This window comes from Caballeronia sp. LZ001 (assembly GCF_031450875.1).
In the GTDB taxonomy this organism is placed as follows: Bacteria; Pseudomonadota; Gammaproteobacteria; order Burkholderiales; family Burkholderiaceae; genus Caballeronia.
The window spans coordinates 438,345-454,929 of sequence record NZ_JARTVX010000006.1 but is presented as its reverse complement, the minus strand read 5'-3'; the positions used below and the strand labels follow the sequence as shown (position 1 = coordinate 454,929).

The 16,585-nt window shown below is 60.9% G+C and carries 20 protein-coding genes and 1 pseudogene; 17 read left to right on the top strand and 4 right to left on the bottom strand.

The genetic code is table 11. The features are described 5' to 3' along the window. Positions 1-126: 126 nt before the first annotated feature. A pseudogene (locus tag P9292_RS42945) lies at positions 127-1,264 on the top strand (IS3 family transposase); the annotation flags it as partial. A 125-nt stretch (positions 1,265-1,389) separates the two neighbouring features. Here the strand turns inward: P9292_RS42945 and P9292_RS42940 are convergent. After that, positions 1,390-1,668 carry a hypothetical protein gene (locus tag P9292_RS42940; RefSeq protein WP_309966433.1) on the bottom strand — a complete coding sequence of 93 codons (279 nt, stop codon included), beginning with the start codon at positions 1,666-1,668 and terminating at the stop codon, positions 1,390-1,392. A 945-nt stretch (positions 1,669-2,613) separates the two neighbouring features. Here P9292_RS42940 and P9292_RS42935 point away from each other — a divergent pair. The 11 genes from P9292_RS42935 to P9292_RS42885 all read left to right on the top strand — a co-directional run bounded on the left by P9292_RS42935 (position 2,614) and on the right by P9292_RS42885 (position 10,215). Continuing rightward, a complete protein-coding gene (locus P9292_RS42935) occupies positions 2,614-2,859 on the top strand; it encodes a hypothetical protein (protein ID WP_309966430.1) in 246 nt (81 codons plus the stop codon). Between the two features lie 115 nt (positions 2,860-2,974). Continuing rightward, positions 2,975-3,109, top strand: a complete 135-nt coding sequence (locus P9292_RS42930) for a hypothetical protein (protein ID WP_309966427.1) — start codon at positions 2,975-2,977, stop codon at positions 3,107-3,109. A gap of 99 nt (positions 3,110-3,208) precedes the next feature. Continuing rightward, positions 3,209-3,670, top strand: coding sequence for a glycine zipper 2TM domain-containing protein (locus P9292_RS42925; RefSeq protein ID WP_309966425.1), 462 nt, complete (start codon positions 3,209-3,211; stop codon positions 3,668-3,670). 37 nt (positions 3,671-3,707) lie between these two features. Next, entirely contained in the window at positions 3,708-3,992 is a 285-nt protein-coding gene (locus P9292_RS42920; RefSeq protein WP_008343177.1) for a hypothetical protein, read from the top strand. A 105-nt stretch (positions 3,993-4,097) separates the two neighbouring features. Further along, positions 4,098-4,496 (top strand): hypothetical protein, encoded by a 399-nt coding sequence (locus tag P9292_RS42915; protein WP_309966422.1) that lies wholly within the window; start codon positions 4,098-4,100, stop codon positions 4,494-4,496. Then, positions 4,493-4,957: a hypothetical protein gene (locus tag P9292_RS42910; RefSeq protein ID WP_008343187.1), complete on the top strand. Its 465-nt coding sequence runs from the start codon at positions 4,493-4,495 to the stop codon at positions 4,955-4,957. The genes P9292_RS42915 and P9292_RS42910 overlap by 4 nt, the downstream gene beginning before the upstream one ends. Positions 4,958-5,186: 229 nt before the next feature. Then, the gene (locus tag P9292_RS42905) at positions 5,187-5,633 is read left to right on the top strand and encodes a hypothetical protein (protein ID WP_309966417.1); all 447 of its coding nucleotides are present in this window, start codon (positions 5,187-5,189) and stop codon (positions 5,631-5,633) included. 101 nt (positions 5,634-5,734) lie between these two features. Further along, on the top strand, positions 5,735-6,532 hold the full coding sequence (locus tag P9292_RS42900; protein WP_309966414.1) for a hypothetical protein: 798 nt from the start codon (positions 5,735-5,737) through the stop codon (positions 6,530-6,532). A gap of 338 nt (positions 6,533-6,870) precedes the next feature. Beyond that, complete coding sequence (locus P9292_RS42895; RefSeq protein WP_008343193.1) at positions 6,871-7,896, top strand: ATP-binding protein; 1,026 nt, start codon at positions 6,871-6,873, stop codon at positions 7,894-7,896. A gap of 108 nt (positions 7,897-8,004) precedes the next feature. Then, complete coding sequence (locus P9292_RS42890; protein ID WP_309966411.1) at positions 8,005-8,919, top strand: hypothetical protein; 915 nt, start codon at positions 8,005-8,007, stop codon at positions 8,917-8,919. A gap of 9 nt (positions 8,920-8,928) precedes the next feature. Continuing rightward, on the top strand, positions 8,929-10,215 hold the full coding sequence (locus P9292_RS42885; protein ID WP_309966408.1) for a DUF2201 family putative metallopeptidase: 1,287 nt from the start codon (positions 8,929-8,931) through the stop codon (positions 10,213-10,215). Between the two features lie 74 nt (positions 10,216-10,289). On the opposite strand, the gene P9292_RS42880 is transcribed toward P9292_RS42885, so the two are convergent. Genes P9292_RS42880 through P9292_RS42870 form a run of 3 tightly spaced genes read right to left on the bottom strand, consistent with a single transcriptional unit; the run spans position 10,290 to position 11,254 of the window. Next, complete coding sequence (locus tag P9292_RS42880; protein WP_309966405.1) at positions 10,290-10,427, bottom strand: hypothetical protein; 138 nt, start codon at positions 10,425-10,427, stop codon at positions 10,290-10,292. Between the two features lie 60 nt (positions 10,428-10,487). After that, positions 10,488-10,757, bottom strand: coding sequence for a hypothetical protein (locus P9292_RS42875; RefSeq protein WP_309966403.1), 270 nt, complete (start codon positions 10,755-10,757; stop codon positions 10,488-10,490). A 26-nt stretch (positions 10,758-10,783) separates the two neighbouring features. Then, a complete protein-coding gene (locus P9292_RS42870) occupies positions 10,784-11,254 on the bottom strand; it encodes a zinc-finger-containing protein (RefSeq protein ID WP_309966400.1) in 471 nt (156 codons plus the stop codon). A gap of 355 nt (positions 11,255-11,609) precedes the next feature. Here P9292_RS42870 and P9292_RS42865 point away from each other — a divergent pair, with 355 nt between their 5' ends. From P9292_RS42865 to P9292_RS42845, 5 genes are read left to right on the top strand one after another with little or no spacing between them, the layout of a single operon-like run. Further along, the gene (locus tag P9292_RS42865; RefSeq protein ID WP_309966397.1) at positions 11,610-12,659 is read left to right on the top strand and encodes an ATPase, T2SS/T4P/T4SS family; all 1,050 of its coding nucleotides are present in this window, start codon (positions 11,610-11,612) and stop codon (positions 12,657-12,659) included. A 12-nt stretch (positions 12,660-12,671) separates the two neighbouring features. Beyond that, positions 12,672-13,025 carry a TrbC/VirB2 family protein gene (locus P9292_RS42860; RefSeq protein WP_309966394.1) on the top strand — a complete coding sequence of 118 codons (354 nt, stop codon included), beginning with the start codon at positions 12,672-12,674 and terminating at the stop codon, positions 13,023-13,025. A 1-nt stretch (position 13,026) separates the two neighbouring features. Continuing rightward, positions 13,027-13,335: a VirB3 family type IV secretion system protein gene (locus tag P9292_RS42855; RefSeq protein WP_309966391.1), complete on the top strand. Its 309-nt coding sequence runs from the start codon at positions 13,027-13,029 to the stop codon at positions 13,333-13,335. After that, on the top strand, positions 13,329-15,791 hold the full coding sequence (locus P9292_RS42850; RefSeq protein WP_309966386.1) for a type IV secretion system protein VirB4: 2,463 nt from the start codon (positions 13,329-13,331) through the stop codon (positions 15,789-15,791). The genes P9292_RS42855 and P9292_RS42850 overlap by 7 nt, the downstream gene beginning before the upstream one ends. Then, a complete protein-coding gene (locus P9292_RS42845; protein ID WP_309966383.1) occupies positions 15,749-16,582 on the top strand; it encodes a type VI secretion protein in 834 nt (277 codons plus the stop codon). Before P9292_RS42850 ends, P9292_RS42845 begins: the two co-directional genes overlap by 43 nt. The last annotated feature ends 3 nt before the right edge of the window (positions 16,583-16,585 follow it).

Below are 16,585 nucleotides of genomic sequence, written 5' to 3'. Positions count from 1 at the left end.
CAAGGTGAGCGGCAAGCCGCTCACAGGCGGGACCACTGTCCTTCCACTCCACACGGCCGAGGTCCGAATGGATGAGATTGACCCGGGAAAACGGACACCTATTCTTTGTATAAGGAGGTGCTAAAAATGGGTAGGCATCGAGCACCGTACCCGGCGGAGTTCCGGGCTCGTATCGTTGACCTGGTGAAGGCCGGGCGAACACCTGAGGAGCTGGCGCGAGAGTTCGAGCCTAGCGTACAGACGATAATTAACTGGGTCGCGCAAGCGGATATTGACGCCGGTGTGCGTCAGGAGGGTTTAACCACCGCTGAGCGCCAGGAACTCACCCGTTTGCGCCGCGAGAATCGGCAACTAAAAACGGAGCGCGACATTCTCTCTCACGCCGCGGCCTGGTTCGCCCGCGAGACAGGAGCCGTGTCTTCGAAGGATACGGATTCATGAGAGCGAACCGGGCCCGTTGGCCCATTGCCACGATGGCGCGGCTGTTGGGAGTCTCGACCAGCGGTTACTACGCGTGGCTGGTGCGTGAGCCGTCTAGGCAATCACGTAGCGATGCTCAATTACTCGCACGCATTCGTACGCTGCATGCGAGTTCGCACGGTACGTATGGGGCGCCGCGCATCCATGTGCAACTCGCGCGCGAAGGTGTGCACGTGGGACGCAAGCGAGTCGCACGCCTAATGCGCATTGCGGACCTAAGGGGAGCAAGCCGACGGCGCTGGCCACATACGACGCGTCAGCGTGCGGGAGCACGGCGCGCGCCGGATTTGGTGCGCGCCGGCACTTCAATGCTGGAGGGCCGAACATACTGTGGGTCGCAGATGCCACCTACATTCCGACGGCGGAAGGCTTTCTATATCTGGCCGTGGTGCTCGATGTATTCAGTCGGCGCATTGTCGGCTGGGCGATGTCGAACCACTTGTACACTGAACTTATGTTACGCGCGCTCGACATGGCGCTCCAGCAGCGGCGCCACGAGGGCGTCATCCTGCATACCGACCAGGGATCCCAATACACGTCAATTGCATTTGGGCGACGCTGCCGCGAAGCGGGTGTACAGCCGTCGACGGGTACAGCCGGTGACGCCTACGACAACGCAATGTGCGAATCCTTTTTTGGCACGCTTGAGGCAGAACTGCTGCTGCGCGAACACTTCGCGACCCACGAACAAGCACGGCGGTGCATCTTCTCATTCTTGGAAGGTTGGTACAACGTACGCCGCCTGCATAGCAGCATCGGATATTGTTCGCCGCTCGAATTCGAAAACCTGAGCGCGAAGACAAAAGCCGCATCACCCTGCGAGTTGCCCACCGACGGGCAGCGTCGTGGTCGTGAAAAGCGACCCGCTGCCCGTCCGTGGACAACTCGCGATTCAACACTCAACGGAGGCTAGATAACGTTGAACCCTTGACTGCAAATCCGTCCGTCAGAGCGGGTCAATCTCAGGACGAGGATTCGCGGCCCGTTGTGGCCGATGGCGTCAAGATGGCGGGCGACCGCGAGCGCACAGGCAACACTGTCCTTGCCTCCACTCACACCGATAGCGACCACAGCGTCGGTCGCGAGCAGCGCCGATACCTCGGGCGTGAGTGCGACGTCACGGGCACGCGCCGGATTGTAGGCGTTTGAACGGCTGCGAAGAGAAGACAGTTCGATGGTCTGGAGCATGGTCGAAGAAGAATCGGGTTAGATGATTCATCTTCGCAGCTACAGCGCAAAGTCAAGCTGGGCGGTGCTCCGAGAGGAGCTAGCCAAAAAAAAGCCCGCATCGCGGCGAACGACAGCGGGCTACTGGATGTGATCTACAACAGCGCGCGTCCACAGCCAAGAGGACACGCAGTAGTAGCTTAGTCGCTAATCTCGGATGCGCGAGAAAAAGCGCCGCATGAGACAGAAAAGTGACTTAACCAACAGTCGGTTCTTATTTGTCAGTCTATAGTGAGCCTACCCGCTAACAAGGGTGCTGAGAGACCAGACAATACAAAACAAGAAAAAACTGAGGCCATCCAGGGCGCATCCCTGGGTGGCCTTTTCTTCGCCCTCGAACTACGCAGCCACCAGCGTCCCTTTGCACCTTGCGCCTCGGTCGGAGCGCGCTGCATTTTCCCTGCTTCCCGTCGTTGGGAACGCGTTTATTTCAAATAACGACGTTTTTAGCGGCCTTTTCAACTCATCGGCTACGGTATCGATGGCTAGAATGGCGTCTCTCTCAGGTTCGTCGACGGCCCTCGGATTTGCGACGGACTTTCTAGCGCCGCTTCAGAAATGGAGCTGGCGCTTTTTTTCGTCCCGGCTTCGTGCTGCCGGCCCCGCTCCCGATGATTCGTCGCGCGGGAAGCGACCGCCCGAGAAGTGTTCGTCGCCGTATTGGAGCGAAAGGCATAGCGATTTACCGAGCTTTCCGACTTGGACTGCGCGATGGACTCCGTAGACTGGCTCCATTCCCCGCGCTTTTGCGCATCGACCTACCCCTCCAGCGTGCTGGAGGACCATTTTCTCTCCAGCCGTCCATGACGGCAATCTTCTAGGCGACCCTCGTTGGTCGCCTTTTTTCGTCCCGTTGGGAGCCTATCCCTCCGGGAGACAGCTCCCATTATTTTTTTGGAGTTGTCTATGTCCCGGAATCTCGCACCTGTCGTCAAAGTCTCCAGCATGAACGGTTTCATGGCGAATCAGCGTGTGGTCGGTCAGGACGTCGAGGCCAGTCCGCCGCAGCTTTACACCGGTCGTATTCATTCAGTGTGGAGCGACGGCACGGCAATGGTGGATTGGGACTTTTCGCTCGACCATCAAGCCGAACGGCATCTGGTGCAAAGCGGTCGTGTCAGACTGCATCACCTCAGCCATACCGCCTCGTAGGTCTTCGTAAATGACGCGTCCAGTGCAGTTCGCTGGACGCCGTTTCTTCGTTTCCAAATCTCTTCGATGGGAGCCTCCCATCGCGGGCGGCTCCTGCCTTTCTCAAGAGTTGCTCATGTTTCCGATGCTCAAACACGCTCTCAGCAGCCTCGCCTGGTACGCCAAGCAGGACGCCGAAGCCTGGAAGATGCTGTCGTTTCTCGTTGTCGTAGTGTCGCTCTCGACGGCAATCGCCTCGGTCACCCACTGACTCGCGCAGCTTGCCGCTGCGTACTTCTCGTTCCTCTTCCCTTTGGGGCAAACCAGCCCTTCGGGGACTGGATTGCCCCGCTTTCATTTCAGGTGATCCATGTTCAAGTTTCTCTGCTCTGTGTTGCTTCTTTCGGTTTTGACCGGCTGCGCCACTGCAGACTTCGGTTCGGCGAACACCTATCAGCGCTACGACGTTCAACGTATCGGGCAATTCGAGCAGGCAACCATCCTGCGCGTGCGTCCGATCACGATCGAGAGCAATTCCGACTCATCGGGCATTTCCTCGATCGTCAGTGCAGCAGCGGGTGCCTTCCTGGGCTCGCAAGTCATCGGCAATGGTCGCGGCCGCTACATCGCAGGTGCGTTGTCAGGCTCCGCTTCGGGGCTGATCGCACAGCGTGTCAGTTCCGTGATGTCTCGCCATAGCGGCGTGGAAGTCTTCCTTCGCCGCGCCAATGGCCAAACCGTTGTCGTGACGCAGGTCGATGACCAGCAGTTCGCGCCCGGACAGCAGGTGTTTCTCGTCTCGAATGGGTCCGGCTACCGGATTACCCACTAACTGGCGGCAACGCCTCGACCAACTGGATGAACTATCGATGAACCACTATCAATTGATCACCCACGGGCAGACCAGCGGCTGGGACGCTTCGACCAACGACGTCAACGGCAAGAACTTCTACGGGATGCTCCCGGTGGAGGTCGCTGCACAAGCAGGCGACGTTGACGAGTTCATGGCGATCGTGTCTCACCCGGAATTTAGCCCGTTGGGCGCACGGCCGCATATGTTCGCCGAGGTTGGGCGAATCAGCGACGGTTACGGCGACGCGAGCTTCAGACGCCTGAAGCCAGCGCTCGACGCTTACAAGGCGCGATTCCTCTAACCGGGCATCGCAGTACGCATCTTCTGAATGCGCGGTGAAAACCGCGCCAACCCTTGCGGGGCAGGCCCCCGCAAGGGACCTGCCTCGTCTTTACTTGAGGCAATCATGAAGTTTCCCCGAGTGTTTTATGCGGACCGCGGCAGCGCCAATGCTGGCGCGAAGGCGGCCTTGCAACGTCATGCGGCGCGCGTTCTGCGACGCGTCGCTCAGGACTTGCGTCTTCCGGCGCATGCTCACGAAATCGTCACCGATACGCGTCGCGGCAGTTCTGCGGTACGGGTGTCGTTGCGCACGGAGACGTTGTTTGTCGACGTGCTCGAGCGGCGAGGTGGTTCAGGTGTCGCGCTGTGCTTCAGGACCCGGCGCGGCCGCTCCGACCTGACGGGCGGTGGCGAGAACCACGTCGCACTGACGCAACTCGAGACGCCCGCGGGCTATCGAGCGATGTTGGACGGCCTGCGTTTAGCTGGCGGCATTGACTTGAAGTGCGGAGGTCGTCGATGAAACTGGCGAAAGTGAAGATTGAGTACAGCTCCGGAACCACTATCGTGGACCGAGTGACGCTCGATCCCGCGACAGGCCAGGTTCACTTGGCTCCGCGATTGCTCGGACTGTTGAGCAAGATGGACGAGTCTGAGTGTTCTCCGGCGTTCAGCCTGGAGTACAGAGGGCACGTCTTGCCGGTCACGCCCGTCGTCAACGGCGGATATGTGGTTGTTCTTCCTGCGGACCCGCCCCCGGGAATCCGCCAAATCCTGCATGCGGTCGCGACGCCGTCGAAGGACCAACGCCAGCAGAACGGGCGATACCTCCATACCCTATCGGCTGCGTCTATCGGTGGCACTGTGGGCTACGTCCATTCCGCGTCCTCGTGGGACTTCTCGACAGTCGTCGGCGCAACGATTCTCGCGTCGCTTGGAGTAGTATTGTGGTACGCGGGTTATCACGCAATGAAAGGAGAATGAAATGGGTGCATCAATTTTTACGTTAGTCCTTGGCGTGTCCATTGCAGCTTTTTTCATGTGGACGTCCAATAACGGCCGTAAAGCCGATCGCGAGCGCGATTGGGGCAAATGATTCGACGCAGCGCGAGCTGAGTCCAAAGACAAGACCGCACCCTTTGGCGTGCGGTTTTTTTTCGACTTCCTTTTTCTAACGCGCCTTCGGGCGCGTTTTTCATTTCAGGAGCAGTTCATGTCTCAAGCAAACCCGGATGTGGCGGCGGGCGGTGCCATCGCTGCTGGCGCCATCGATATCAAGTCAGTCGCCCGCCTGGACACCGACGGCAAAACCATCGATCAGGTTTTCCAGGATCTGTGCCGCTTTCTGCGCGGAACGGAGCTCGAACCGGAGTGGCTTTGTCACGCGAACCTGCAGGACGACGCTAACGAAGCGATGTACGGAGCGCGCCACAGCAGACCGTGGCCCGAGCCGTCGTCATACGAACGAATCTCCGTTTCCGTGTGCATCGGAAACAGCGAGGGCTGGCTTATTCATGTCGACTTCATCAGCCGACCGCAGCTTAGCGACTCGCTCGACCGCACCTACGCAATCATGCCGTTGCTCCGCGCGAAGGTGTTTTCGACTGATCACGCGTGGTCGCTCGCGCGTCTGATCGCCCGTCTCATCGACGCGGCCTAATAGCTTCTCAACTCATCCAGCGCCATTCGGCGCACTTAACCCTTGCCGGGCATCGACCCGACAGGGCGCGATTGCCCGCAATTTCTCCGAGGCAATCGACCATGTATCAGCTTTCCTTCTCGGGCTCCGCCCACTCCTTCCGTACGATGCTCGAGGTGCTCCGTTACCTGCGAGACGACGCGAGCGTCGCAGCAGTCGACGCGGCAGAGATCGCGCTCACGTTCGTCAGCCACGCCTTATCCGTCACGCGCTATAACGGCAAGCTGACCGTTCGTCGGCCCGGAACGGCGACAAGCCTCTTCCTGTCGCTCATCGACGAGATCGACGCGGCATACTTCAGACCGTCGTTCGCCACGCTCGAAGCGTGGCAAATCCGGCGCGAGCACTGGCAACTGCTCTATCTGGCTTTTGATCTGGCACGCGAGCCGCTGTATTTGTTCTCCTCGGATCAGGTGGCGCAAGCCAACGAAGAGGCGGCTAAAAGCGGCCGTCGCGGGCTTGACCTGTTCGAAGTGCAGACGGCCGACATGTCCTATCTCCTCAGCATCCTGGACCGGCCAGACGACGCCAACCGCGCGACCAAGCAATCGGTCCGCGAGGTGTTCGGCATCAAGCTCATCGGCGTTCGAGCTGCGGCTCGGCGCCGGGGCATCTTCCAACTGGCGGGGATGGACGCCGCACAGCAAGCAGAGTGGGAAGCGCTGTCGGTCTCGCAACGTGAGGCAAGGCGCGTCGCCCGCGAGGTTGCACGCGCTCGCGAGGCGGCCGAAATTGCGCATCCGCATGCAAGACGGTGCAGTCGTGACCGGTGCGCAGTGGGTGGAGCGGACGATCGCGGAAGGCTTCTCGCAGATCGTCAGCGTGCGGCAGGGGACCAGCGTGCGTTACGCGCTCGCTGACCCCGTGCGGCAATTGCAGGTATCGCTTCGCGCAAACGACGGTACGCTCGCTTATGCGCGTGGCGCTTGAACAGCGCGCAAGCTGATTCTCTATCGATTAACCCGGCCATCGTGCCGGGTTTTTTTTAGCCGCGTCGGCCGTGGAGATGGCTTAAGGCACCATGAATTAGTGACCTTTGCACGGATTGACTGATCGCCCGACCCCTACACTGCATCTATCACCCGCGTCACTGACGCATCGACCCAGCCGGCTACGAGCCGGCTTTTTCATATCTTGCCCCACAGGGACCACGTCCCTACGGGCGTAGTCTTTGTGGGGCTTCTCTTTGGAAGCCATCATGAAAGTCACGCCCGCTCAACTCACCGAACTCCTCTCGCTGTACGTGCCGAAGCGTCTGCCGGTGCTCATCACTGGCCGCCCCGGCATCGGCAAGAGCGACATCGTCGAACAGACCGCGCATGCGACTGATCACGAATTACTCATCAGCCACCCGGTTGTCGAGGATCCGACCGACTCGAAAGGGTTGCCGTTTCCCTCGCCCGATGGCACGACCGCCAAGTTCCTGCCGTTCGGGGATTTGGAACGCGCGATGACCGCCAGACGCCCGCTGATCTGGTTTCTGGACGATCTCGGGCAGGCCTCGCCTGCTGTGCAAGCCGCAAAGATGCAACTGCTGCTCGCGCGGCGCGTCGGCGAGCACGTTCTGCCGCCGCAGGTGACGTTTCTCGCTGCCACAAACCGCCGCACCGACAACGCGGGTGTCTCCGGGATTCTCGATCCGGTGATCTCGCGTTTCGCCACGGTGGTCGAGCTGGAACCGACCATCGACGACTGGACGCAATGGGCCGTGCGCGAAAACATCCCGCCCGCGCTCATCGCGTTCCTGCGCTTCCGTCCGGACTTGCTGTCCGTGCAGAAGACGTCGCGCGATATCGAGAACGCCCCGAGTCCGCGTAGCTGGGGGTTCGTGGCGAAAACCATGGATGTAGTCCCCAAGCACCTGGAGCACATCTCCTACGCCGGTTCGGTGGGCGAGGGCGCCGCGACGGAACTGGTCGCGTTCCTTCAGATCTTCCGCGAGTTGCCGAACCCGGACGCGATTCTTCTCGCGCCCGACACGGCCATGATCCCGACAACGCCTTCGGCGTTGTACGCGATCGCGGCAGCGCTTGCGGCACGCGCGAACGAAAACAACTTCGATCGCGTCGTGCGCTACACCGAGCGTCTGATTGGTGAAGGTCACCGCGAATTCGCGGCGCTGTTGGTGCGCGATGCAGTTCAGCGCACCCCTCAGATCCAGAACTCGTATGCCTTCATTGGCGCGCAAGGCGGAGAGATCGGCAAGATCATCCGCGGCGAGTAACAAAGCACTCCACTTTTCTCAGCATCACCCATGTTGGCCCTGTCGTGTCTTCGGACGCACAGGGCCTTTTTCCTGGCTTTATCCATTCCATTTCTACGAGGTTTTCTCATGGACATCACTTCCATCCAATCGAAGGTCATGCTTTGCTCCGTCACGATTTCCACCTGGGTTGCCCGCCGTTTCGACGGCAAGGTGACGCAGGAAGTCGAGAGTAAGCACCACGCGAAGGGCATCGGCAGATTCAATAAACGCCTGTTGCCCGAGCACGCGCCGAGCTTCGCCGAAGTTGTGACGCTCGCCGGCCGTATCCGCTCGTACTTCTACGACCATACGCTGAAGTACGACCAGCTCGGTGTGCGTCTGCTGCCGACGATGGTCTACATGGACTTCGCCGAAAAGATGCGCTCGTTGAAAGACGAGTTCGACTTGGCGGTCTCCGTGTTTCTCACCGACTACTTGAACCTGAAGGAGGCGGCTCGCGAAGAACTGAACGGGCTTTTCAACGAGGCGGACTATCCGACCCTCGCGGAACTGTCCACGAAGTTCGGCGTGAAGATGGCGGTTCTGCCGTTTCCCGACGCCAGCCAGTTCGGCGTCGAGTTGCCGGCGAACGTGCTCAGCACGCTCAAGAGCGAGTTGGACCAGCACGTTCTAGCCTCGATCGCGACCGCGAACGAGGACTTGGTGCGGCGTCTGTATGAAGCCGTCTCGCAAATGGCTAACCGCCTGTACGCGACCGGCAACGTGCGACTGGACGTGGCCAATAACGTGCGGGAGCTCTGCGCGTTGCTGCCGAAGCTCAACTTCGCGAACGACCCGCAGCTCACGCACATCCTCGAGCAGGCCAAGACGCATCTCGCCGTGCACACGGGGGCTGAGTTGAAAGACTCGCGCGTGCTTCGTTCTCAGGTGGCCAGCAAGGCACAGGAGATTGAAGGGCTGATGGCCGCTTTCATGGGCATGCAGCCGGAGCCGATGGAAGTCGAATCGGCGCACGCGAGCCAACTGCGCCTCGTCGCGTAAGGGGGCGTCATGGACCGCAATGATGTGGTGTTGGGCAGTAGCGCGGTCCATCCGCGCATTGCCCGGCAGCGGACCGAGCTCGTCCTCTCACAGCCATTCTTCGGGGCGCTCGCGCTCCGGTTGAATGTCCGCGAGGATCCGTCTGCCAAGACGTTCTGGGTTGACGGCGAGACGTTGGGCTACAACCCGACGTATATGGAGTCGCTCAGCGACCTCGAAGTGCGCGGCGTCGTCGCGCACGAGGTGCTGCACGTGGCCAACGGCCATTGCTGGCGTCAGGGCGCGCGTGACCCCGACCGATGGAACGATGCTTGTGACTACGCGATCAACCCGATCGTCTTGTCGTCGGGCATGGTTTTGCCGAAAGGGGCGCTCGTCGATCCCCGCTATACGGGCAAGTCGGCCGAGGAGATCTACGGTTTGCTGACGCAGGAGGCGAAGGAAAAGCAGCAACAGCCTCCGCAGCCGAATCAGCCGCCGCAACAGCCGCCGCAGCCGCCGCAGCCGGGTCCGCAAGACCAGCAGCAGCCGAACGGCGGGCAGACTCCGAAGCCCGGTGGCCAGAACGGCACCGCGCCGGGACAGTCGCCCGCCGCCCAGCCAGCGAAGCCCGGCTCTTTCGGCGAAGTGCGGCCCTACAAAGGTCCGGACAAGCCGGTAAAAGAGGCGGAGTGGAAGGTTGCCGTCACGCAAGCCGCGAAAGCGGCCGCGATGCGCGGCAAGCTTCCCGGTGACCTGCAGGCGATGGCGGGCGAGGCAGTGCGGCCTGTCGTTGACTGGCGCGCGGTGCTGCATCGCTTTGCCCAGCAGTCGTCGCCGTCGGACTACAGCTTCGCGGCGCCGAATCGCCGGTATCTGCATCTCGGCTTCTATCTGCCGTCGCTGCATACACCGGCGATCGGCGATGCGGTCTTCGTGCGTGACTCCAGCGGTTCGGTGTTCGACGAGACGCAGGCGCAGTTCGATGCGGAGATCCTCGCGGTTTTCCACTCGTTAAAGCCAGCGCGCCTGATCGTGATGGACTGCGACACGCGCGTCACGCAGGTGCAGATCTTCGAGCGAGGCGACTCGCCGGATATCAAGCCTGTGCGCGGCGGGGGCGGGACGGCGTTCGTCGACCCGGTCAATCGGGTCGCGGAAGACGGCATGAACCCCGCCTTTCTGGTCTACCTGACAGATATGGTCGGACGCTTTCCCACCGTCGCGCCGCACTACCCGGTGCTGTGGGCATCGACCACCCCTCTGACGCGCGCCCGCAAGGCGCCGTTTGGGGAAACGATGGAGGTGATCTGCTAGACCCCGGCTGGGCCGGGCATCCCTTGAAAAACGAGCCCGGCGATTTGCCGGGCTTTTTTTTCGTCTTCAGCAGTTCACGCGCGTCGCTTTTGCAGCGGCTGGTATGCCTCGCCACCTTTGAACCGCTCAAGGCGCTCGCTCGCCGCGGTGAGTGCGCCGAGGCTCACCGTCTGCAATTGCTGGTCGTACATGCAGATGACTGCGGTCAGCAAAGCGAACGCCGCGTCGGAGGAAATCCGCCAAACCCCGCGCTCTCGACCGCCGTCGAAAACCTACGCCATTGCGCGGTCGGCCGCCAGCAGCGTCTCGTGCGAGAACTCACCGTGGCCTGCCTCGGAAAGAAACTTAGCCAGTAGTACCGCCTCGGTGATGTGCTGCGCGGGAGCGATCTCGTCGCAGTCGCCGCGGAGGGCCTCCAAGGAGAGATGCGCCCGGAGCGCCAGGTCGTCGACGACCGCGCGGGGAATCGGGAGCAATTGTGCTTTATTTAGGCGCGCGCGGGCGGCTTGAGACGAACGCTGGAAGGGAAGGGTCCTGGACATAGGAAACGTATGTTTGACTGCCCGGGTTAACGATCTTCCCACGCCGGTTCTGAAGAGGCGGTGGCGGTGCGGGCGCGCTGGAACTCGTCGACGACCACTATCGCGCGCGCGCACTGGTCCGCGTCAAGGGTATGGATCGAGCACTTCTCGACGTCCGCGCCGATCTCGCCAGCCAGCCATTTCATCGCTTTCGCGCGCGCTTCGAAGACATTGCAGCCGTCGCGGCGGACCTTCGCCGCCACCAGCGGTTCAAGCGCCGTGTGGAGCTTCGCCTTCAGTTCACGAAGGCGCGCGTCAGCAAGGCGTCCGAGCGGGACATTCCGCTTGCTGCGCGGGAACACGCCGATCCACGCATGACAGTTTTGGCAAAGCCACAGCGGGCCGTGGTCGTCCCGGTAAGGGTAGGCGTCGTCGCCTGCACGGGCGAGAACGGCTGGATTGCCGCAATAGTCGCAATCTGGGTGGGGAAGCGGTTTGATTGGTTTTCCGATGCGCATCGCCGATGACTCAGGGCGGAATAACGAACAAAGCGGCTCACGGCGGGCGACGGCGACACGTGAAATGTCAGGCACGTAACGCTACGAGCAACGCCCGCCGCGGACGATGGGAAATGCTTAACAGCCAGTCGCCGCAGGCGGTAGCCGGAAAGCTACATCATTTTTAGCGTCTTTCTGGCAAATGCGTTTCATCATGATAATTCACTTGGCCCTTCTGCCAGGCCGGCCCCAAATCCCGGGGGCGATAGTTTGGCAATGTCCTGAAAGCCGATCAATTTGAGGCGTCTTTTCATACCCGCGTGCGCGTGGCACCACCAACAATACCCGACATGTTAGATCGCCCACAGAGCATCGCATGTCCGAGTCTGCCGATAACCCACTGCTGAAGCTGCGCCCCCTCGAAGCGGAAGCCGTGCGCATGTTCTTCCATGCGCTTTCGCCGCTGCGCGAGCTGCTGGATTCGCCCGACCTCGCGGAAATCATGATCAACGATTACCGCAACGTCTGGGTGGAGCGTCGTGGCGTGATGACGCGCGAAAACATCGACCTGCGCCCGGAACAGCTCGAAGGCGCGATCCACTCGCTCGCCTCGTCCGTTGAGAAGTCGGCGAAGGCCGGCAGCGACAAGGGCATCATCAACGCGGGTCACCAGAACCTGCGTATTGCTGCGGTCATGAGCCCGACCTCAATCGACGGTCATGCGCTGAGCATCCGGAAGCACCGTGAGTCCAAACTGACGCTCTCAGACTACGTGAGCATGGGCGCGTTCTCGGCCGCGAACGCCCGACCGGAATACGCGGAAGCCATTCACTTCGAGGACGGCATCGAGGACGAAGCCCTCATGCGCGCGCTCGTCGCGCTTGTCCAGTCGCGCAAGAATGTGCTCGTCGCGGGCGGTACGTCCGCGGGTAAGACGACGTTCCTCAACGCGCTGATTGAGCAGATCCCATCCGACCAGCGAGTAATCTCCATCGAGGACACGATGGAACTGAAGCTGCACGTGCCGAACCGCGTGCGGTTGCTGTCCAACGCTGACACCAATGTCACGACGCAGCTGCTCGTCGCGCTATGCCTGCGCTTTCGCCCTGACCGCATCATCGTTGGTGAGGTGCGCGGCGGCGAAGCGTACGACCTGCTGCAGGCGCTCAACACCGGCCACGACGGCGGTCTCGCATCCATTCACGCGAACAACGCGCGCACGGCGCTCAGCCGCCTCGAATCGCTTGCCATGCTGGGCATCCCGACCGGATCGCGGTGGGAGCTGGAAGACATGCGCAAAAACATCGCTGACTGCTTCAACTACGTCGTGCATTTCAAGCGCACCGGCGAGATGCGGCACGTCTCCGAAATCCTCGAAATCCGGGGATTCAAAAACAACGATTACGACCTACAACGCGTTTTTTAACGGGAGCATCAAATGAAGGGAAAGAAGGTACTCAACAGAGCCGCCAAGGTGGCAAAACGTCTGCGTCCGGGCAAGCCGATGCTGGTTGGGGCGCTGCTGAGCGTCGTGTCGATGGCAGCGATGGCAGCGGGTGATTTCTCAAGCCTGACGGGCCTGACGGACATCATTTGCACGATCAGCAACCTGATCAGCGGCCCGTATCTGTACGGCATCGGCATCGTACTGATCACGCTCGGCGGAGTTGCAGTCGCGAACTCGGAAAGCAATATCGCGAAGACGTTCTCGGTGGTGCTGGTCGGCCTCGGTATCGCCTCGGTCGCCGTGCCGATCATGCGCGATCATTTTCACATGGCCAACGCCTGCTGATATGCGCCAGCACAAGGTTAGTCGAGGCCTCTCATTGCCGCGCCAGATGGGCGGGGCAGACCGGGGGCTCGCCGTTTTCAACGGGACGATGACCGCGCTGCTCACCTACACGAGCTGGACCCCGGCGTTCCTCGTCGTCGGCGTGCTGGTGCATGTGTTTTTGCGATGGAAGAGCTCGACTGACCCGTGGTGGCGAATCGTGATGCTGGTGTACAACCGCTACCCGGACGTCTATGAGCCGGGGCCGAGCAGCCGTTTTAGCGCGCGCTTCAAGCGCCCGTATGGGTTTGATCAGGACCTTCCATGCTGAAAATGATGTTCACCAAGCGCGCGGTGCAGGAGATCGCGCCGTGGGCGACGATGGTCACGCCCGAGCTGGTGCTCAATAAGGACGGGTCGTTGCTGACCGTGTTCGAGTTCGAAGGCATCGACGCGGACTCGCCCAATCCCGCCGACATCACCGCCGCCCGCGACAACCTCGATCACGCGTGCCGTAACTTCGATCACCGCGTGACCGCGTGGTGGCGCATGTCGCACCGGCGCGTGCGCGGTGGCATGGACGGTACCTTCGCGTCGGAGGCCGATGCGCGCGTCGACGCGATCAATCAGGCAATCATCGGCAGCGGCAAGTACTTCAAGAACTCGCACTCGCTCGCGCTCGCATTCACGCCCGAAACCGGAATCTCGCGGATCTTCGACAAGATCAGCTATCACATGACAGTCGGCGGCAAGAACCTGGCTGTGGCGATGTTCGAAGCGGTGAAAGACACGATTCTCGCGCGCAGCGCCTTCGCGTTCGACCTCACGAAGATTCAAAATGAGATCAAGCGGTTCGAGTCGGTGATCGACGGTTTTGTTGGCGGTGTCACGCGCCTGAAGATGAAGCGGCTGCAGCTTCAGAATGTTCTGTCGTTTCTGCATCAGCGAGCGAATCCGTCGTCGCCCAAGCGCCGCGTGCGCTATCCGGTCACCATGCTCGACACGCACCTGACCGAGACGGAAGTCACGATCGGCGCCACGGAACTGATGTTCGAATCGGCGCACGGCAAAGTGTACGCGCGGATCATCGGCATTAAGGAATGGATGGGCTTTCAGGAAGCGGCGCTCGACGTCCTCTCGCAGGTAGACGCGGAACTGGACGTCTGCGTGATGTTCCGTTTCCTCGACACCTCGCGGGCGAGCGCGTACATCAAAAAGATTCGCGGCTTCTACAAGGTCGCGGCCTTCAACCCGGTCGCAATCCTCAAGCAGTGGGCAACGAAGGAAGAGCAGAAAAACGACGAAGGCCGTGAGATCTTGGCGAAGGAGGCGGGTGACGCGCTCGCAAAGCTGGACGCCGAAGGCCAGCAGTACGGCTTCGCCAATATTTCGGTGGTCGTTTATGGGAGCACGCCAGAAGAGTGCGAGGACGCGACGCGTCAGGTGGTCGGCGTCATCGGCAACGCGGGCTTTGGCGTGATTCTGGAAAAGACGAACTTGTTCGCCTCGTGGAGCGCGACGCTGCCGGGTCGCTGGGATCAGCAAAAGCGCCTGCAGTTCGTTGAGACGCCTGCCGTCTCCGACATTGCGCCGCTCTGCAGCGTGGGCGAGGGTTCGAAGGTCAATGAATGGCTGACGCAGCAGTCCGGTACGAAAACCGGGCCGCTGACGTGTCTGCCCACCCGCCATCGCACGCTTCAGTATTTCGACTTGCACCATCCTGGCGGCAAGGCGCACACCCTCGTTGTCGGTCCGATCGGCGCGGGTAAGTCCGTGTTTCTGAACTACCTGATGACGCAGACGGGCCGCCACGGCGCACGTCGCATTCGCTTCGACAAGGACCGATCGACCCGTATCCCGACGCTGCTCGGTGGCGGCCGGTTCATCGATGCAACGGGGCGATTCGAGGCGGCGACCTCCGTTAATCCGCTCTCGCTGATCGGCGACCAAAAGCACTGGTCTTACGTCGCGGACTGGGTGCAGCTTGCCATTGAGGGCGAGGATTACACCTGCACGCCGCAGCAGCAGACTGAGATCTACGACCGCATCAAGACGCTGGCGCTCGGCTTCCCGCCTGAGAAGTGGCGTCTGTCGAGCTTGATCACGCTGCTGCCCGCCGATCTGCGCGAACGCCTTCAAGTCTGGACCGAAGGCAACAAGAACGGCAAGTTCTTCGACCACGCCGAAGACGGCTTCGCCATCTCGGATGACCTGTCGATCGAGATGGGCGACCTGTTCCAGAACTTCCCCGTGGCCGCCGCGTTGTTCATGGACTACGCGTTCTACCGAATCGCGCAGATTCTTGACGGCAAGCGCTACACCGTGATCGAGATTGAAGAGGCGGGCTTCTTCTTCACGTACCCGAAGTTCTATGCGCGCCTCGAAATCTGGGCCGTGACGATCCGAAAGCTCAACGCCGCGCTGGTGATGGCGACGCAGTCGCTCGGCCAGTTGGCCCGTGTGCCGAACTTCGAGATTCTGAAAGAGAACATCCCGAACATCATCTACCTGCCGAACAGCGACGCAATCAACAACCAAGGCTTGTACGGCGACGTGTTTGGTCTCACGCAGCACCAGATCAAGATGATCTCTGACGCGGTGCCCAACCGCGACTACCTGTGGGTGACGGCCAAACAAAGCCGGATGCTGCAGGCGCAGTTCCCGAAGGAGGCGCTCGCCTACCTGCGCTCGGATGGTCGCGCGCAGGCGCTCCTCGACAAGCACGTCAAGTCAGGCAGCCCGCAATGGCGGGAGGACTACGTGCGCGACGTGCTCGCCAACGCTTGAACGCTTTAGATAAAGGTATCGCCATGATGAAGAAACTGCTCCGCTGCGTCGCAGCCACCGGCGTTTTGACGCTGGGATTCGTGCAACACGCCAACGCGAACATGCCGGTGTTCGACGCGTCCAATTTCATTCAAAACACGATGACGGCGGCGGCAGCCGTGAAGGGTGAGGTCTATCAAGATTCGAACCTCGTCTATCAGTACCAGATGATGCTAAATCAGTTGAAGCAGGCGACCAACCTCAATCCGGCCGCGATGCTGGCGCAGTTCAACAGCATCAAGGACGATATTTCGGGCCTGAGCAAGTACACCGACGCCTTGAAAAATTTGTACGGTGGGCTGCAAAGCAACGCCGAGTATGCGAGCAAGGTGCAGGCGTTGATTACGCAATCGGGAAAGTCGGCCGACCAGTGGTTCACGGATCAGAACACCCTATTGCAGAACAACGACAAGACGGCCAAGCAGCTTTTCCAGCAAGGCAACGACGTGATCTCGCACGTCAGCACGCTCGCGAAGCGCCGGCAGGAAATTCAGGACCAGCTGAACATGTCGCCGACGATGCAGGCAACGGCTCAGCTGACCACCCACATGCTCGACATCATCTCCAGCCAGAACAGCGACCTCCTGACGATGATGGCGGCAAAGCAGCGCAGCGACGCGGTCAAGGATTCGGCGACGGTCGCGGACCAGCAGGCGAACAATGCGAGTCAGGCGGCGCTCAAGGCGCAACAGGACAGAGAACGAGCGGCATTCGACGCTCAAATCGGATCCTCGAAGGTGCTGGGGCAATGATGG

Coding starts and splice junctions, on each gene's coding strand:
- P9292_RS42940 (WP_309966433.1), bottom strand. CDS start 1,668: ATGCTCCAGACCATCGAACTGTCTTCTCTTCGCAGCCGTTCAAACGCC.
- P9292_RS42935 (WP_309966430.1), top strand. CDS start 2,614: ATGTCCCGGAATCTCGCACCTGTCGTCAAAGTCTCCAGCATGAACGGT.
- P9292_RS42930 (WP_309966427.1), top strand. CDS start 2,975: ATGTTTCCGATGCTCAAACACGCTCTCAGCAGCCTCGCCTGGTACGCC.
- P9292_RS42925 (WP_309966425.1), top strand. CDS start 3,209: ATGTTCAAGTTTCTCTGCTCTGTGTTGCTTCTTTCGGTTTTGACCGGC.
- P9292_RS42920 (WP_008343177.1), top strand. CDS start 3,708: ATGAACCACTATCAATTGATCACCCACGGGCAGACCAGCGGCTGGGAC.
- P9292_RS42915 (WP_309966422.1), top strand. CDS start 4,098: ATGAAGTTTCCCCGAGTGTTTTATGCGGACCGCGGCAGCGCCAATGCT.
- P9292_RS42910 (WP_008343187.1), top strand. CDS start 4,493: ATGAAACTGGCGAAAGTGAAGATTGAGTACAGCTCCGGAACCACTATC.
- P9292_RS42905 (WP_309966417.1), top strand. CDS start 5,187: ATGTCTCAAGCAAACCCGGATGTGGCGGCGGGCGGTGCCATCGCTGCT.
- P9292_RS42900 (WP_309966414.1), top strand. CDS start 5,735: ATGTATCAGCTTTCCTTCTCGGGCTCCGCCCACTCCTTCCGTACGATG.
- P9292_RS42895 (WP_008343193.1), top strand. CDS start 6,871: ATGAAAGTCACGCCCGCTCAACTCACCGAACTCCTCTCGCTGTACGTG.
- P9292_RS42890 (WP_309966411.1), top strand. CDS start 8,005: ATGGACATCACTTCCATCCAATCGAAGGTCATGCTTTGCTCCGTCACG.
- P9292_RS42885 (WP_309966408.1), top strand. CDS start 8,929: ATGGACCGCAATGATGTGGTGTTGGGCAGTAGCGCGGTCCATCCGCGC.
- P9292_RS42875 (WP_309966403.1), bottom strand. CDS start 10,757: ATGTCCAGGACCCTTCCCTTCCAGCGTTCGTCTCAAGCCGCCCGCGCG.
- P9292_RS42870 (WP_309966400.1), bottom strand. CDS start 11,254: ATGCGCATCGGAAAACCAATCAAACCGCTTCCCCACCCAGATTGCGAC.
- P9292_RS42865 (WP_309966397.1), top strand. CDS start 11,610: ATGTCCGAGTCTGCCGATAACCCACTGCTGAAGCTGCGCCCCCTCGAA.
- P9292_RS42860 (WP_309966394.1), top strand. CDS start 12,672: ATGAAGGGAAAGAAGGTACTCAACAGAGCCGCCAAGGTGGCAAAACGT.
- P9292_RS42855 (WP_309966391.1), top strand. CDS start 13,027: ATGCGCCAGCACAAGGTTAGTCGAGGCCTCTCATTGCCGCGCCAGATG.
- P9292_RS42850 (WP_309966386.1), top strand. CDS start 13,329: ATGCTGAAAATGATGTTCACCAAGCGCGCGGTGCAGGAGATCGCGCCG.
- P9292_RS42845 (WP_309966383.1), top strand. CDS start 15,749: ATGGCGGGAGGACTACGTGCGCGACGTGCTCGCCAACGCTTGAACGCT.